A 17575-nucleotide genomic window follows, 5' to 3' on the forward strand; every position below is an offset into this window, starting at 1 on the left:
ATTGTGTAGAAGATAATAATGTGAAAACAGTTAATAGAAAAAAAATTAAAAAGAATAGGAACCATTAATATTAGAATTACACCTACGACAGTAACGGATAAATTTTAATAAGGCTCTTTTTCACTTCTTTTTCCAAAAAGACACCACCTATATTATTGATGATTACTATTAAAGTACAAAAAATCTATTGTAACAATTCTATCATTTTTTTTAAAATTCATATTATTGATGTGTGTTGTTTCATAATCGAGAAGAAGCAAGGTCACAACGTATTGGTCTTATTGATACGTTCTTTTTATTTCTCCAAGTGGTTTTAGTTTGTTGAACGGTCATAAATTTTTCTATCCGGTCATAAAACCGTCGTGAACGGTTATAAAAAATTCTATCCGGTCATAAAACCTCTCTGAACGGTCATAAAAAAATCTATTCGGTCATAAATCACTTTTCCACGCAATTTCCATATTGAAATCTGCCAAATCTGAAACTTAATGTTCCCATTTCTCGTAGAATTGATAACTTATTCACCCATTTAGGGAGTGAAGCATTTATTTTATACAGATAGCTTTTAATATAATTACAGATGAGAGGATGGATGTACTATGAATTTAGAAGAATATAAAAAGCGAGCAGCAAAAAAAGAGGATTGGTCACCGGGTTGGGATGCAATAGATGTAGTCTTTGATCAGCTTTATCCAAATCAGGAGCCAGCTCATTTTGGAACTAATCTACATTCTAGGGCTATGTTTGGCGGAGATGAATATATTGACGGGTATAGTATTTATCAATCTCCTAATGGATATAAGCATATTGTGACTTATGGAATGACCGAGTTATACGTGGACGAACAAGCAGTTGGTGGTGAATGGAGTGGTTGGGGTTATGAAATGACTATTAAGCTGTCGGAGGAAGAGACAGAAGATTGTTTATGGGCAATATCTATGCTTTCTAATCTCGCTAGGTATACCAATACACAGAAAAGACCGTTTGAACCTTTACAGTATGTAGCAGGTAATGGAGGTTCTCTGCATATTGGAGTAGAATCTTCAATTACAGCTCTGCTTATTGTGGAAGACACAGAGATTCTAGGTATAGATAGCATTCATGGAAGAATAGATTTTATACAGTTGGTAGGAATCACGCAAAGAGAATTAGATATGTTAATAAAGGATCCAACAAATGCAGAAATTTTAGTCGAAAAAATGAAGAAAGAAAATCCTAATTTAGTTACAGATATGAATAGGAACAAGTCATATATATAATAGCTATGTATCTTACTAACAATGTAAAAACATCCGCATAAAATCTAAATTTTAACATTTTTGAAACTTTTAGCTAAAAATTACGTATAACCCTTTAGAACATTAAAAGAGACTTTTCTAGGGGGGAAAATATGCGTAAATGTTTCAATTTATTAGGAAAGTTTCTTTTAGGAGTTTTGGGCATTGTTTTAATTAGTAGTGTCCCTGTTGTTTTGTTTCAAATAGGTAGCATATTCGATTTTTCTTTATATTTTCATACAGTGCTAGAGGTGATCAAAAGTTTAGTTTTACCTTCTCAATGGTCTCTTAGTTATTTTGTTATTGAAACAGGTGAATCTATTCCTATAAGCTTAGGTAATTATTTTAAAGGGCCATATTTGTATTCTATGACTATTTTGATTGCCTCGTTGGTTTTTTCCTTGTTTGTTTCCTTTATTTTGGCTATTCTCACAACTATTTCAAAAGGGCCAATTCAAAAAGTCTTATTAAAATTAGCAAACTTACTTACTGCTGTACCCGATTTCGCATACATATTTCTTATCCAAATAGCAGTAGTCGAGATATATAAAATGTCTGGTTATCGCATTCTTTCCTTTTATAGCTTAGGAGGAGAAATTATTTATGCTGCGCCAGTTATTTGTCTTTCAGTAATTCCGACCCTTCTTTTTTATAAATTATTTGTCCTTTTATTTAATCAAGAGATGGGAGAGCCATATGTAGAGCTTGCTAGATCGAAGGGTCTATCCAAGCTAGAGGTTCTGCTTAGGCATTGTACCTCTAACGTCTTACAAAGTGTCTTTTTTCAATCAAAGTCAATTGTCTGGCTTACTCTGTCTTCCTTATTTATCATAGAGTATCTTTTTGGGATTCCGGGAATTCTGCATTATTTAAGAAATGATTTCACTCCAAAGGGCATTGCGTACATACTTCTATCTATATTTATACCATTTTTTCTTTTTTATACGATTGGAGAAAATACGGTTAAGAAGGGTCAGCGAGAAAAAAGTGTTCTTTTCGAAGGGTTGCGAGTTTCATTCATGGATTCCCTCCAGTGGAAGAATCTTTTTCGTTATAAAACTAAAAAAAGGGTGAGCATATTCGCTCACCTCACTCAGTATATGAATATAACAATTCCATTAATGATTGTTTTTTGTCTGCTAAGTGTAAGTGTAGCATATTATTTTTTCTATGATGACCATGTGGAACAGATAAATTTTTTATATGACGAGAACGGATCTCTAATCGGGAGGTCGCCACTGCCTCCATCTAGTAGTGTTCTTTTAGGCACGGATTCACATGGATATTCCATTTTCCAACAACTACTTGTTGGAACAAAATATACTATTGTGTTAACTCTTATAGTCGCTACTGTTAGAGTGTTTGGAGGATATGTTTTTGGTTTTGTTTATGCTTTCTATTTAAAAGCTAAATGGAGAAAAGCCATTAATAGTATAGCTGACGGGATGCACTTTTTACCTTTAACATTATTAATGTATATTTTGCTTCTACCGATTTTAATCGCCTATTCTGGTGAATGGCAAACTACACTGTGGGAAAGATTGTTTATCCAAGTTTTTATCATGTCTGTGCTAGTGCTTCCGATTACTACTAGTCTTATTGGCAACGAAATGAATGAGGCGATTAAAAAAGAATATGTACAAAACTCTGCTGTAATGGGAGGGTCTTTAATATGGATTGTACTAAAGCATATTAATCCACAAATAGGTAGGAAACTTTGGTTATATTGGGCCCAGCACATAGTGCAAGTACTTCAAACACTCGTACATTTAGGTGTTTTATCCATTTTTGTTGGTGGAGCAATTAACTTTCTTGATAGCCCTAGACTATCACGAGAAATTTACGAATTGTCAGGAATGATTTCCATATCGAAGGAAGTATTTCTAACAAAACAATTGTGGCTCATAATACCTCCGTTAGCTATATTTATGTTACTTATTTTTTGTTTTCAGAAGATAGCAGATGGCATCTCAGATAAACAATTACAGTCTGGAGGACAAAAGAAAAGGCGGGAAATAAAATGGTCCTATATTACAAGGAATTTGGCCAAGAAAACGACGAAATAATCCTATTTCTACATGGTGGAGGAGTAGCGGGGTGGATGTGGGATAAGCAGGTTCAGTACTTTAAAGAAAACTATCATTGTATTGTACCAGATCTCCCTGGTCATGGCCAAAATAATGAGAGCGAATTTGTCTCTATAGAGGATTGCGCTTTTCAACTCATACATTTACTTCAGGAACAGCATGAAGATAAGAAGAAAATTGTTGTTGGTTTTTCGTTAGGAGCACAAATAGCTATTCAAATGCTATGTATTAACAAAAGTTTAATAAACTGTGCAATGATTAATAGTGCACTCGTAAGAAAGATACCGCTTGGAAAGCAAATGGTTAAACCTTCGTTAAAGTTAACTTATCCGTTCATAAAGAGTAGAACCTTTTCTAAGCTCCAAGCAAAGACTTTGTATATAGGAGAAGATAGATTTGAACAATACTTCACAGAGAGCAACCAAATGTCTTTAAACACCCTTACAAGAGTTCTTGAGGAGAATATGTCCTTTCATATTCCATTCGAATATTCTAATGTAAAAACTAGACTATTAATAACTGTTGGAGATAAAGAAAAAAAAGTGATGAAAAATTCGGCGGGAGACCTATTAAACAAACATGATTGTGCAAATGCGATTACTATTAGTGGTATAGGCCATGGAATTCCATTAGCAGCTCCAGAATTTTTCAATGATATATTAGAAAATTGGTTGAAGGGAGGGAATGTACTTACAAACACGGAGGAAATAAAGAGAAGTGGGAGTACTCCAGAGATAAACTGAAGTAATATTCGTCTATCGATTAGATAGTCTCTCGTTTAATTACTAGAGATGGAGCGGGAGGTAATATCTCCATTCTGCGCATATAATAGGACGATTTTAAGTATGATGTCTCTCTCATAAACTATATATCATTCTATATAGAAGAAACTCAATATTTTTTCAAGTCGAAATATAATATTCATACATTTATTATGTATATAAAGTTATATAAATAAAGTAAACACTCCTACTAAAATCCAGGAGTGTTTATGCAGAAATTAGAAGCCGATAGAATGATCGTCCTCTTCCCAGTCATTTTTAAGAGTACGTTTGTTTTGTTGAATTAATTCGTTAATACGTTTTTCGTATCCAAGCTCCCCATCGTAATGCCAATTCAATGCAATGGACATGTACAATTCGTTTAATTGGGAAACAGATAAGCCCTTTGAACGTTTAGCTATATCTGTCAATACTTCTTCAGTAAAAATCTTCTTTTTATCTACCTTACGTAAGTAATTTTCTCTTACCTTTTGCGGTGGTGAAGGAATTTCATAGGCACGATCAAATCTTCCAGCTCGGTTAATAAGTGCAGGATCAATCTTTTGAGGGTAGTTAGTGGTTCCAATGATAAATAGCCCTTCGCGAGATTGTGTTCCGTCTAGCGTGTTTAAAAAGACGGAGCGTGTATACTCAGGCATCGAGTCAATATCCTCTATTACAAGAATAGCTGGTGCTAATCTTGTAACTATCCCAAAAACCTCTTGGATTGAATGGCTTCCTGTGAATTCAGTGATTTGCCAATACACCACCGGAGCCTTTGTAGATCCTGTTATAGATTTAACTAATGTTGTTTTTCCATTGCCGGGGGAACCATAAAGTAAGATACCCCTTTTGTATGGAAGACCGTATTCCTTGAAAAAATGACCGTCCTCATTAAAAAATTCATCGATAGAACGAAAAATATCTTGTTTAATATGGTTCTCGAGTAAAACTTCCTCTCTTTGAACGGCAGCTTGCTCCCCATATTTTCTTCGTTGTACCCCGTGTTCCGTGTCTACCAAATAGGTGACAGATTGCATGAGAAGTTCACGTAGCTTTTCGTTTATTTCTTCTAAAAAGTAAAGGGCACCTTCAGGGGAAGTGGAAAAGAAAAAATATTCAGGCCAAGCATTCCCTCCCGAAAAATTAAAGGCCATCGTTACAGCCACTTGATATTCAGGAAATAAAATAACCGTATTTTCAAAGGTACTGACAATCTCTAGCTTGCTCTCCATCGAAAGTGAAGATTTATTGGCAATTTTACTTAATGGCTTTGCTTCATAAATATTTCCTAAAATTTTGTATTGAATCAGTTCATTTTCCATCATTTCGATTAGACTGTTATCTAATTGAATTATATGATCTCCTATATCCACTAATTGCCAATTGCCCTCATAATTTTCATTTAAGAGCTTAATGACTCTCCGTGTAAAATAGCAAAATCCTCATAGTTTGGGTGTAACTCTCTAAATTGTTCTTCGTTAGAAAATAATACCTTCATTAGCCAATCCCCCTATGTAAAAGCTCTAAACAAAAAAGGTTCCTCTTGGTAAGAAGAACCTTATGTTATATTATTTGGATTTTATCTTTCCAGTCCAGCTTTTAAAACCACCTTGTAATTGGTTAAGCTGCGTGTAGCCTTTTTTCTTTAAGAACATGGCTGCGCGTCCACTTCTTGCGCCATTTCCGCAATAAAGATATACTGGCTTATCTGGTCGAATTTCTTTGTGACGTTGACGCAATTGAGATGATGGTATATTTCTTGCACCAAGAATATGACCTCCATCAAATTCCTTTGGTTCACGCACATCGATTAACTGAGCTTTTCGATAACCCTCGATGAATTGTTCCTGCGTAAGGTTTGTAACTGTTTTCTTTAGTCGGTATGCTGAAATTCCAGCATAAACTAATAATACGACCAATATTGCTATGATAATATAAAGAGTCTCTAACACGGTCTTTCCCCTTTCTATACTTCCAATATCTATTATAAAAGATTTGCTAGATACAATTCAATCATTTTGGTAAAATGAATAGCGTTGTTAGGGGGGAGAAGTTTGGAAAAAACAAAATGGTACTTTATTGATTCAGGTCCGTGCGCCCCATCTTATAATATGGCGCTTGACGAAGCACTTCTAGACTGGCATAGTGAAGGTTTGATTCCACCTGTGATTCGATTTTACGAATGGAATCCTGCAACTCTATCAATTGGTTATTTTCAATCGGTAGAAAAAGAGATAGATATGGAAGCAGTTCGCAGGCTTGGTTTAGGATTTGTTCGAAGACCAACAGGTGGGCGAGGAGTTCTTCATGAGCATGAACTTACATATAGCGTCATTGTTTCGGAAGACTATCCAGATATGCCAGCAACAGTCACGGAGGCATATCGAGTAATCAGTGAGGGACTGTTGAAAGGATTTCAGAGTCTTGGATTAGAAGCTTACTTTTCTATTCCTAACACTCCTGATAAGCTACAAGCTCTAAAGAATCCTAAAACTGCCGTTTGCTTTGACACACCTAGTTGGTATGAGCTAGTGGTGGAAGGTAAAAAGGTTGCAGGTAGTGCTCAAACTAGACAAAAAGGTGTTATATTACAGCATGGAGCGATACTTTTAGATTTAGACGATGAGAAACTAGTTCAAACTTTTAAATTTTCTACGGATGAAGCACGTGAAAAGGTGAAAAAAAGTATAAATCAAAAAGCTGTCGCTATAAACAAATTATTACAAAAACCGATACCTATAGACATATGCAAGGTTGCTTTTAGGGATGGATTTTCAGAAGCTTTAAATGTTGAATTGGTGCCATTTAGCTTAAATGAGAAACAAATTGAATATGTGAAAACGTTGGAAAAACGGCGTTATGCAAATGACGAATGGAATTTTAAAAAATAAAAGTCTTAAAGGCATATGGTCAAAATGAGGAATAGGAATTAATGCTTAAAATTTAATTTGCCAAATTAAATCACTTTACACCTCTATATGTAGTACCGTATGATATATAAAGCTACTACATCTTGTGTCAATACGAGTTGTAGAAAGGAGGAAAAACAATTGGTAACTACTACTAATGAAACTAATATGAAATTAAATGTAAAAGAATTAAATCGAGATATCGAATTATTTCCTCAAGTCCATCCAATAACAGAAGATATGAATCTAACACACAAAGGTGTATCTCGATTGGTAATGATTGACAGATATTCATTCAAGGATACTGAAAAGAAAACGCTAAAAGTAGGAGATTTTGTCGTTTTAACAGTAAAGGAAGACCCTAAGTTTCCTGCTAGAGGTCTCGGTTATATTGTCTCTATTAACGATGAAGATAAAACGGCGGAAGTATTAATCGAAGAAGACTATCGCAGTGCAATAGATGATAGCTCTAAGATAAAATCAGGCATCGTTCGCCGTCCTTTGAGTGTAATTGAAAAACCGTTAGAGGTTTATTATGAACAAATTGCTAAGCGTAATGCAACTGGACTTGCTTCTGTAGAAGAAACGGAAGAAAAGAGAGTTGAATGGTTTGAAAAGTTCTATCAACAATTAGTTTCCCTTAAATTTATACCTGCTGGACGAGTATTATATGGAGCGGGTACAGGAACAGATGTAACTTACTTCAATTGCTATGTTATGCCTTTTGTTGCTGACTCACGTGAAGGAATCAGTGATCACCGTAAACAAGTAATGGAAATCATGAGTCGCGGTGGAGGAGTAGGTACAAATGGTTCTACTCTTCGTCCACGTAATACATTGGCTCGTGGTGTAAACGGTAAATCATCAGGGTCTGTATCTTGGTTAGATGATATTGCTAAACTTACTCACCTAGTAGAACAAGGTGGTTCAAGACGCGGAGCACAAATGATTATGCTTGCGGATTGGCATCCAGATATTGCGGAATTTATCATTTCTAAAATGCAAAATCCACGTATTCTTCGCTTTTTAATCGAGAACACTAAGGATGAAACCATTAAACAACTTGCAAAGGACAAGCTTAAATTTAAGCCTCTTACTGCACAAGAAGAAGCTATGTACCAGGGAATTGTTAACTATAAAAACATTCCAGGCTTAGGAGGCTTCAGCGATGAGATTATCCGCGATGCAGAAACAAAACTGCGTGACGGAGGTACTTTCTCAGTTCATAACCCTGAGTTTTTAACTGGAGCAAACATTTCTGTAACTCTTACAGATGATTTCATGAAGGCTGTGGAAGAGGACGGGAACTTCGACCTTCGATTCCCAGCAACAGAATCCTATACAGAAGAAGAAATGACCTTCTATAATGAAAACTGGCATAAAATTGGTGACGTTCGCGAGTGGGAGCGTATGGGCTACAAGGTTCGTACATACCGTACAGTGAAAGCAAAAGAATTATGGAACCTGATCAATATCTGTGCAACTTATTCTGCAGAGCCAGGTGTGTTCTTTATCGATAATGCTAACGAAAAAACGAATGCAACTGCATATGGACAAAAAGTTGTCGCTACAAACCCATGTGGAGAACAACCACTTGCACCATACTCAGTTTGTAACCTAGCAGCAGTAAACCTAGCGCAATTTGCTAACAAAGATACTAAAACAGTAAATTTTGAAGCATTAAAAGAAACTGTTCGTGTTGGTGTTCGTATGCAAGATAACGTCATCGATGCTACTCCATATTTCTTAGAAGAGAACAAAATTCAAGCTCTAGGAGAAAGACGTGTGGGTCTTGGAGTTATGGGATTAGCAGACCTTTTAATCTATTGCCAAAAAGAGTATGGTTCGGAGGAAGGTAATCTCCTTGTGGACGAAATCTTTAAGACAATTGCTGTAGCTGCTTATGAAACATCTGCGGAGCTTGCAAGCGAAAGAGGAAGCTTCCCATTCTTGACTGGAGAGACGGTAGAAGAAACGAACAGACTTCGTAAGGCATTTACGGAAACTGGATTTATGCAAACTATGCCCCAAGATATTCGTGAAGCAGTGCTTGAAAAGGGAATTCGTAATTCTCATTTATTAACGGTTGCTCCTACTGGCTCTACTGGAACAATGGTTGGAGTATCTACAGGATTAGAGCCTTATTATTCATTCACGTATTACAGAAGTGGCCGTTTAGGTAAGTTTATCGAAGTAAAAGCGGATATCGTACAGGAATATTTAGATGCAAATCCAACTGTAAAAGAAGATGAATTGCCAAACTGGTTTGTTACTGCCATGGAATTACCACCAGAAGCTCATGCAGATGTGCAATGTATCATCCAACGTTGGATTGATAGCTCTATCTCGAAAACAGTAAATGCACCTCGGGGCTATACTGTAGAACAAGTAGAGGCAGTTTATGAGCGATTGTATAGCGGTGGAGCAAAAGGTGGAACAGTTTACGTAGATGGAAGTCGTGATTCACAGGTATTAACGCTAAAAGCAGAAGAAAACACAGTAGATGATGATGCAGTAAAAGAAGAAAAAGTAATGGAAAAACGTCCGATTGTCTTGATCGATACGATTCAGGATTTACGTTCTACAAACGTAACAATAGGATCTGAAGTTGGAAACACTTGTCCAGTCTGTCGTAAAGGTACGGTAGAGGAAATGGGTGGATGTAACACTTGTACAAATTGCAATGCACAGCTAAAATGTGGACTGTAAATATTATAGAAGAGAGCATATGCAGATTCTGCATATGCTCTTTTTTTACATGTAAAACTACTGCTTTAAAGACTTATTTTTTTATGAATCTTCTATAGGAAATGTTTTTCTTATTTTGTTTAGTAAAACTAGGAAAGGCACAAACTGATTAAAAAGGAGGATGTTGTGCATGAAAAGTTTATCTTTTTTTACGAGCTTAGCAGCTGCTGTTGTAGTTACTGCATTGCTTAAATTTTTACATTTATTTCACTTTGTTAAATGGAATCCAGTAGGTTATTCAAAATCCTTCGAGATGTTCGATGATACAAATGTTTATCTTCGCTGGTTAGTTTTGTTTCTAGTTATTTGGGCAATAAGTTTAGTGATTTATTATATAAGTATTTTGACAGCGAAAGTTCCAGTTGCTATTTCAAGTATCATTTTTGGGATTATACTAGCATTTATCGTAGAGTGGCTGATTAGTGATGCTACAATGATTAAAACGATAAAAAAAACATCCATTCCCTTTATTTGCATCGTCGTTATAGGTGTGCGATTTCTAATGGAGTCAGCCATATTCCATTCCAAGGATCAGCCGATTGGAAAATGAAAATTTACCCACTCCCTTTCCTATGATAAAATAGACAATAGAGTTTATTTTGATAATGAGAAGAGGGCTAATGATGAAATTAGAAAAGCTGCGTTTAGCATTAGAAGAAAGAGGCGTGGATGCATTATTAATCACAAACGGGTACAATCTACGATATCTTACCGACTTTACTGGTACGGCAGGTGTCGCAATTGTATCTAAAGATGATGCAGTGTTTATCACAGATTTCCGTTATACCGAACAGGCTGCTAGTCAAGTGAAGGATTTTCGTATTGTTCAGCATACTAAAACTCTATTAGAGGAAGTCTCTAACCAAGTAACAGAAATGGGTATTAAATCACTAGGCTTTGAAAAAGATGATGTGACTTACAGCGTTTATGAATTATATAAGCAAGCTGTTTCATCAGATCTTGTACCTTTGTCGGGAGTGGTTGAAAAAATTCGCTTGATAAAGACGGACGAAGAGATTAGTATAATAAAGGCAGCTTGTCGTATAGCTGATGAGGCATATGAGCATATTGTGACTTACATAAAACCTGGCATGACGGAACTACAAGTCTCGAATGAACTGGAATTCTTTATGCGTAAACGTGGCGCTACTTCCTCTTCTTTTGATACAATTGTAGCTTCAGGGACACGTTCTGCATTGCCACATGGAGTAGCAACAGACAAAGTAATCGAAGTTGGAGATTTTGTTACATTAGATTTCGGAGCTCTTTATAATGGTTATATCTCTGATACAACCCGTACTCTTGCAGTAGGAGAGCCGAGTGAAAAACTAAAAGAAATTTATCAAGTAGTTTTAGATGCTCAATTATTAGCTCTTGAAAAGGTTAAACCAGGAATGACTGGAAAAGAAGCAGATGCGATCGCACGAGAATATATCGCTTCAAAAGGATACGGGGAAGCATTTGGCCATTCACTTGGTCATGGTATCGGATTAGAAGTTCATGAAGGACCTGGATTATCATTCAGATCGGACATTGTTTTAGAACCAGGCATGGTTATTACAATAGAACCTGGGATTTATCTACCGAACATAGGTGGAGTTCGTATAGAAGACGATGCACTCGTGACTGAGAATGGCCTAGAAAAGCTAACACACTCTACAAAAGAATTATTAATATTATCGTAATTTGGAGGAAATTAAATGATTTCAGTAAATGATTTTAAAACAGGTTTAACAATCGTAGTAGACGGCGTTCTTTACCGTGTTCTAGACTTTCAACACGTAAAGCCGGGAAAAGGTGCTGCATTTGTTCGTTCAAAACTGAGAAACTTACGTAACGGCTCTGTGAATGAAAAAACTTTCCGTGCTGGAGAAAAAGTGGAGAAAGCTCAAATCGATAACAAAAAAATGCAATACCTTTATGCAAGCGGAGATCAACATATCTTCATGGACACGGATTCATACGAGCAATTAGAGCTTAATGAAAACCAAATCGAATATGAATTAAAATTCCTTCGTGAAAATATGGAATTACAAGTAATACAATACCAAGGAGAAACACTTGGTGTAGAGTTACCAAAATCAGTGGAACTAGAAGTTATAGAAACTGAGCCAGGAATCAAAGGAGATACTTCTGGTGGTGGATCAAAAACTGCTAAATTAGAAACAGGTTTAGTTGTTACAGTGCCACTATTTATTAATGTGGGTGATAAACTTATCATTAATACTGATGAAGGATCGTACGTTTCAAGAGCATAACATAACGAAAAAAGGTATCAAGAGGGAAACCTCCTGGTACCTTTTTATATTGAAATAGAAACATATTCTATTTTCTAACGCAATGCCTCTTGTAGTTAATTGGAAAGTTTAGAGCGTTTGTTGGATTAGCTCAATATATTATTCCCTTTACCGGATGTAAGTATTCTTTACGGTAAGCGAACGGGTTGGATTATACAGCTAGCTAAAAACTTCCGAGTAGAGCACTTTTGTTTCCTTTTACACTAGTTTACAATCTATAGCTGCCTATTCCTACAATGACATTAGCTAGCTTTTTAATTCATAGTTTTATCCATAATTAGTACAAGATAATCGCTAAATTTATTGAATTTAATTAATTCTAAAATAGCATTTCTATAAAAAACGATCATTTTTCAGACTATTGATTGAAATGACAGGCAGCGAATTTGTGTTAAGCCACGATGCTGGCTTATCGTTCACGCTGCGGAACATATATTCCTGAAGTAAAAATCAATTATATTTATACATTGCAAAGTATATATATATATGATTGTTTACTTTTTATTGTTCGTATTTTTATACATAAATAGAAACTATGAATTTATTCAATTTGATACATATGGCGGACTAGGTATTTCCTTACTATTCGTTCATATTCTCCACCTGTCCCACATATAGTACGTAATAGGGAAGGGGGAGGCATTGTGGAACTTCACGATGTACTTCGAGTTGCGGGTATAGGCTTATTGATAGCAATTCTTCACTTGTTTTTTGAATCGACAGGGAAAAAAGAGTTTGCATTTTTTTTGTTTTTTGTAGGATACATTTACATGACAATAGAATTGCTTCGTTTACTAAGGCTGTTCTTTTATGAAATCTCCTCATTTTTAGAATGGCTTGTTATGACGAGTTAGCAAATGATTGTCTATATTACTATTATAATAGCATTTTGCTTGTTGCAGTTAGTTAAAGAAATCTACCCCAAACTTCACTCCCTTATTTATACCATTTATATTTTTCTCTTTTTAACGTATTTAACTACTTCAATCATTATCCCTTTTATTAATCAGTATATCTCCAGTGTTCCAGAAGCGATTCTACCGATAGTAAAACTATTATTGTTCTCAGTTATCCTCTTATTTATTTCGCAAATTGTAGAAGAACTCTTAGAGGACTATGAGTACACTAGTTTGGCGTCACTGATTACATTCACGACTAAGGCAATCTTACTTATCGTATGGCTCCAACATATGAAACAATTTTATGAAAAGTTTTTTTCAGTTATGGGACTACTCTCTTGAAGGAATGAGCAGTAATGGATGAAATTATTGCAACAATTTTGCAACCAGCAAAAGAAGTAATACAAACGTTCGTTTATATTCTCCTGTTCGGTTTTGCGTTTATGTGTTTGGAATGGCTTATTCCCAGCAGTAAAAGATTATTTAAATTATTGTTTATTTTTATTATTTGTTTTTACTGTTTGGAGCCTGCCTTTCGAACAGTAAAAATGGTTCAAGTAGTAACAGGTGAGCTGGTACACGTGTTTTTGGGTGTCTATCCAGTATTAACGGCAGGGATAGCTTTATCTGGAGGGGCCTTTCTAGTCACTCTATGGAACCCGGTCGTTTTGCTGTTCTCAACCTTTACTTCTATTTTGGTAGATAAAATTATGATTCCTGCATTATTAGCAGCCTTTCTCTTTGATTTAATCACTAGGATTCAACCTGCCATTTCTTTTTCTAAAATGTCAGATTTAATCCGTATGACTTTGGTGGGAGCCACTTCCATTATGCTTCTGTTATACAGTCTATTTATAACGGTCAATGGTGTGATTACTTGGTCAGTGAGCGGGGCTGTAAATGAAACAGTAAAAAGATTGATCTCTAACAATATTCCTTTTGTTGGTTCTTTGCTTACCGAAAGTATCAGTACAATGAAAAGTTACTCATCTACAGCTTCTGCTATAACAGGAAATTCTATTTTGGTATCTATATTAGTTTTAATATCTATTCCAACGATACAAACAATTCTAATTGCGTTTCTATATCGCTTTCTCAGTGCAATTCTTGAACCTTTTGTTGATGGGCAGATTAGCGGTCTATTAGATGATATTGGAAAAACATTATTTGTACTTTCGATTATCTCCGTTTTAATAGCCTTTGCGTTTTTCTTTACAATAATTTTAATCATGCTTTTTGCCAAACTATTGATAGGTGTGAAGGGTTAATGGTAGATTTCTCAGCATTGCTATATGGAATTCTCCTGATTGTCATAATTGGAGAAATTCTATCTATCTTAATCGAGCAATTGGACAAGGAGAGAACAGGCTTTTTCGTAAAACTTTCCATAATCGTATGGATTATCTCCTTTTTCTTCATATAAATAGATTGTGTTGCATAAAGTATGTTATCCAATATGAAAAGAAGGGTGAACTACTATTTCATTAAAACAAAAACCCACTTTTCGTTTTGTAGTTATAAGTTTAGCAGTATTAGTCATTAGTCTCTTATTTTCAGAGATTTTTGGGCTGACGGATGACGTAAAAAACAATTCCACCCCTCCAGAAGCTCAAACGAAGGATGAGCTCTCAGAAATACTTGAAAAAATTCATGGGGTTGGCAAGGTGTCTATTTACTTTCATTACGCAGAACGATCTGAAAATAAAAAGGAAAGTGATTCATCATTTTTCCAATGGACAAGTGAGAGCAAGATGGAAAAAGAAGAACTGATTGGAATACTGGTAGTTGCGGAAGGAGCGAGCGATAATCGTATAAAAAACAATCTTATAAAAACCCTTTCATCTGTTTTGCAAATATCTCCACATCGAATAGTGATAGAAGAAATGGAATTGGAGGATAAATAATAATGAATATTAAAAAGAGATCCGTTTGGTTTTTAACTTTATTAAGCTTAGTTGCAGTGGTAACCGTGTATTACGCAACAGAAAAACCATCCCCTTTTGATGGAATTGCTTTATTTTCAAATGACTCGGTAGAGGATGTTAAGTTAGTAGAAACTGCTTCCACAAATGAAGAATCATTTGTTTCTCACAGTAATGCTTATGAAGAGTTACGTATGGAAGTTCAAGAAAAACGTAGTCAACTCCATGAGCAACTTGAATCTAAGGTTGCTTCAACTGAATTTACAGCTGAGCAAAAAAATGAGGCATATTCTCAAATTGAGCAGTTAGTGAAAATAGATTCAACAGAAGCGATGTTGGAGCTTATCATAAAGTCCCTAGGCTATGATGATGCCTTAGTTCGTATAGAGGACAACAAAGTGTTGATTGATGTAGTTTCAAATGAGCAATCCTCAAAAAAGGCTTCTGATATTGTTTATGCAGTGAAGAGAGAATATCCTCAAGCTTATCAAGTAGAAGTAAAATTTGATGGTCTGTAAGAGAAGTGCCTATAACGGGCACTTTTTTTCTGTTTATACTATATATAACAATTTATGGTTTAATTTTTTTAAATAAATTCACTAATATAGCGTATTAAAGTTACTGTATAAAAGGTAGTTTTTGGTTTGTTTAAGTCTGTTATTCCCTAAAAGTAATGAACATTTAAACGTTTCTATTCCCAATTAAACTAAAAACGACTAAAATGAAAAGGGAAGTATTAAATAGTAATTAAGGGAGATGGGCTAAATGAAGATCCAAGAAATCAGAGAAATTATTAAGCTAATTGATCAGTCTACACTAGATGAGTTTTCATATGAATCAGAAGGAACTAAAATTAAGATTAAAAGAGGGGATAAAAACTCTCACAAATCGACTATTCAATCATTAGAAAGCTCATCAGTTGGAGAGGCTTCGAAAGTAGAAACAATACAGGCTCCGGTTGTTAACGAGGCTCCAAAAGTAGTAGAAACAGAAAATCAAGTAGCAAAACTAGCTCCAGTTGAAGAAGATAATAGTTCTTTACATAAAATTACTTCTCCAATGGTCGGCACATTTTATCAATCTTCTTCTCCAGATACGCCTGCATATGTACAAGTTGGTAGTAAAGTGACTGCTGACTCAATCGTATGTATCGTAGAAGCGATGAAGCTATTCAATGAAATTGAAGCAGAAGTAGACGGAGAAATTGTGGAAATCCTAGTTAAAGACGGACAATTGGTAGAATATGGCCAACCTCTGTTCCTAGTAAAAGCATAAATAGGAAAACAAAAGAGGAAAGGGGTAAGCATCATGAAAAAAGTGTTGATTGCCAATCGTGGCGAAATAGCTGTTCGTATAATTAGAGCATGTAAAGAACTTGATATTGAAACTGTTGCTGTATATTCTGAAGCGGATCGAGAGGCTTTACATGTACAACTAGCAGATGAGGCTTATTGTATAGGGCCTAGATTATCGAAAGACTCCTATTTGAACTTTTCAAATATTATCAGTGTGGCCAAGTTAACTGGCTGCGAAGGCATACATCCGGGTTATGGATTCTTAGCCGAAAATGCTGAATTTGCAGAGCTTTGTGAGGAGTGCGACATTAAGTTTATTGGTCCTACATCACAAGCGATTAAAAGCATGGGTATAAAGGATGTTGCTAAGGAAACTATGCAAAAAGCAGGAGTACCGACTGTTCCTGGATCTAAGGGAATCGTTGAAACCGAAGAGGACGCACTAAAAGTAGCAAATGAAATAGGTTTTCCAGTCATCATCAAAGCGACCGCTGGTGGTGGTGGTAAAGGAATACGAGTAGCAAAAGATGAAGCAGACTTGATCAAAGGGATTAAAATAACACAAAAAGAAGCGGCAGCAGCATTCGGTAACCCTGGCGTTTACTTAGAAAAATATATAGAGGTATTTCGTCATGTAGAGATTCAAGTGCTAGCAGATTCTCATGGAAATGCAGTGCATTTAGGAGAGAGAGATTGCTCCGTGCAAAGACGTATGCAAAAGCTTGTAGAGGAAGCTCCATCTCCAGCACTATCTGAGGAACTGCGCGCTGAAATGGGTAATGCAGCAGTTAAAGCTGCCCTAGCTGTTGGATATGAAAGCGCTGGGACGGTTGAGTTTATCTTTGACCATATCAACCAAAAGTTTTACTTTATGGAGATGAATACCCGAATTCAAGTGGAGCATCCTGTTACGGAAATGATAACTGGCATAGATCTAATAAAACAAATGTTAAAAGTTGCAGCAGGAGAAAAATTGCCTTTCGCACAAAAAGATATTAAACTTAATGGATGGGCTATAGAATGTCGTATCAATGCAGAAAACCCAGATAAAAACTTCATGCCATCTCCAGGACTTGTTGAATTTTATTTACCGCCAGGTGGACTGGGGGTAAGAGTGGATTCAGCAGTATACCCAGGCTATACGATTCCACCGTTTTATGATTCTATGGTGGCTAAACTTATCACGTATGGTGAAACGAGAGAAGAGGCAATTGCTAAGATGAAGCGCGCACTTGGAGAATTTGCAATCGAAGGTGTGGAAACAACAATTGCCTTTCATGAAAAGCTCATGAATCACGAGGTATTTGTATCTGGAGATTTTGATACAAAGTTTTTAGAGAAATACGATGTGATGAATTCATAAAAAGGAGTGAGCCA

17 protein-coding genes are annotated in these 17575 nt (G+C 35.7%); 15 read left to right on the top strand and 2 right to left on the bottom strand.

Annotated features, from left to right (window positions below):
* Positions 1-599: 599 nt before the first annotated feature.
* From ACQKNZ_RS10105 to ACQKNZ_RS10115, 3 genes are all read left to right on the top strand, one after another.
* Positions 600-1259, top strand: a complete 660-nt coding sequence (locus tag ACQKNZ_RS10105; protein WP_427659466.1) for a suppressor of fused domain protein — start codon at positions 600-602, stop codon at positions 1257-1259.
* Between the two features lie 131 nt (positions 1260-1390).
* A complete protein-coding gene (locus tag ACQKNZ_RS10110; protein ID WP_427659468.1) occupies positions 1391-3343 on the top strand; it encodes an ABC transporter permease subunit in 1953 nt (650 codons plus the stop codon).
* Positions 3298-4107: an alpha/beta fold hydrolase gene (locus tag ACQKNZ_RS10115; protein ID WP_427659470.1), complete on the top strand. Its 810-nt coding sequence runs from the start codon at positions 3298-3300 to the stop codon at positions 4105-4107. The genes ACQKNZ_RS10110 and ACQKNZ_RS10115 overlap by 46 nt, the downstream gene beginning before the upstream one ends.
* Positions 4108-4364: 257 nt before the next feature.
* Here ACQKNZ_RS10115 and ACQKNZ_RS10120 read toward each other — a convergent pair whose 3' ends face one another.
* Together ACQKNZ_RS10120 and ACQKNZ_RS10125 are read right to left on the bottom strand one after the other, a co-directional pair.
* On the bottom strand, positions 4365-5501 hold the full coding sequence (locus ACQKNZ_RS10120; protein WP_427659472.1) for an ATP-binding protein: 1137 nt from the start codon (positions 5499-5501) through the stop codon (positions 4365-4367).
* A 195-nt stretch (positions 5502-5696) separates the two neighbouring features.
* Positions 5697-6080 (bottom strand): rhodanese-like domain-containing protein, encoded by a 384-nt coding sequence (locus tag ACQKNZ_RS10125; RefSeq protein ID WP_144535993.1) that lies wholly within the window; start codon positions 6078-6080, stop codon positions 5697-5699.
* A gap of 102 nt (positions 6081-6182) precedes the next feature.
* On the opposite strand from ACQKNZ_RS10125, the gene ACQKNZ_RS10130 reads away from it, so the two are divergent.
* From ACQKNZ_RS10130 to accC, 12 genes are all read left to right on the top strand, one after another.
* Positions 6183-7019, top strand: a complete 837-nt coding sequence (locus ACQKNZ_RS10130) for a lipoate--protein ligase family protein (protein WP_427659474.1) — start codon at positions 6183-6185, stop codon at positions 7017-7019.
* Positions 7020-7178: 159 nt separating this feature from the next.
* Positions 7179-9746 carry a vitamin B12-dependent ribonucleotide reductase gene (locus tag ACQKNZ_RS10135; protein WP_427659476.1) on the top strand — a complete coding sequence of 856 codons (2568 nt, stop codon included), beginning with the start codon at positions 7179-7181 and terminating at the stop codon, positions 9744-9746.
* Positions 9747-9915: 169 nt separating this feature from the next.
* A complete protein-coding gene (locus ACQKNZ_RS10140; RefSeq protein WP_144535998.1) occupies positions 9916-10335 on the top strand; it encodes a hypothetical protein in 420 nt (139 codons plus the stop codon).
* Between the two features lie 70 nt (positions 10336-10405).
* Positions 10406-11470 (top strand): M24 family metallopeptidase, encoded by a 1065-nt coding sequence (locus ACQKNZ_RS10145; RefSeq protein ID WP_427659479.1) that lies wholly within the window; start codon positions 10406-10408, stop codon positions 11468-11470.
* Positions 11471-11485: 15 nt separating this feature from the next.
* Complete coding sequence (efp, locus tag ACQKNZ_RS10150) at positions 11486-12043, top strand: elongation factor P (RefSeq protein WP_144536002.1); 558 nt, start codon at positions 11486-11488, stop codon at positions 12041-12043.
* Positions 12044-12726: 683 nt separating this feature from the next.
* Positions 12727-12936 (top strand): SpoIIIAC/SpoIIIAD family protein, encoded by a 210-nt coding sequence (locus tag ACQKNZ_RS10155; RefSeq protein ID WP_144536004.1) that lies wholly within the window; start codon positions 12727-12729, stop codon positions 12934-12936.
* A 401-nt stretch (positions 12937-13337) separates the two neighbouring features.
* Positions 13338-14249 carry a stage III sporulation protein AE gene (locus tag ACQKNZ_RS10160; protein ID WP_144536006.1) on the top strand — a complete coding sequence of 304 codons (912 nt, stop codon included), beginning with the start codon at positions 13338-13340 and terminating at the stop codon, positions 14247-14249.
* Positions 14249-14404: a hypothetical protein gene (locus tag ACQKNZ_RS10165; RefSeq protein WP_154310667.1), complete on the top strand. Its 156-nt coding sequence runs from the start codon at positions 14249-14251 to the stop codon at positions 14402-14404. Before ACQKNZ_RS10160 ends, ACQKNZ_RS10165 begins: the two co-directional genes overlap by 1 nt.
* A gap of 241 nt (positions 14405-14645) precedes the next feature.
* Positions 14646-14885 (top strand): hypothetical protein, encoded by a 240-nt coding sequence (locus tag ACQKNZ_RS10170; RefSeq protein ID WP_144536008.1) that lies wholly within the window; start codon positions 14646-14648, stop codon positions 14883-14885.
* A 2-nt stretch (positions 14886-14887) separates the two neighbouring features.
* On the top strand, positions 14888-15421 hold the full coding sequence (locus tag ACQKNZ_RS10175) for a SpoIIIAH-like family protein (RefSeq protein WP_144536010.1): 534 nt from the start codon (positions 14888-14890) through the stop codon (positions 15419-15421).
* Between the two features lie 247 nt (positions 15422-15668).
* Positions 15669-16178: an acetyl-CoA carboxylase biotin carboxyl carrier protein gene (gene accB / locus ACQKNZ_RS10180; RefSeq protein WP_144536012.1), complete on the top strand. Its 510-nt coding sequence runs from the start codon at positions 15669-15671 to the stop codon at positions 16176-16178.
* Between the two features lie 30 nt (positions 16179-16208).
* A complete protein-coding gene (accC, locus tag ACQKNZ_RS10185) occupies positions 16209-17561 on the top strand; it encodes an acetyl-CoA carboxylase biotin carboxylase subunit (protein WP_144536014.1) in 1353 nt (450 codons plus the stop codon).
* Positions 17562-17575: the final 14 nt, after the last annotated feature.

It is taken from the genome of Psychrobacillus sp. NPDC093200, from assembly GCF_050280345.1.
Lineage (GTDB): Bacteria > Bacillota > Bacilli > Bacillales_A > Planococcaceae > Psychrobacillus > Psychrobacillus faecigallinarum.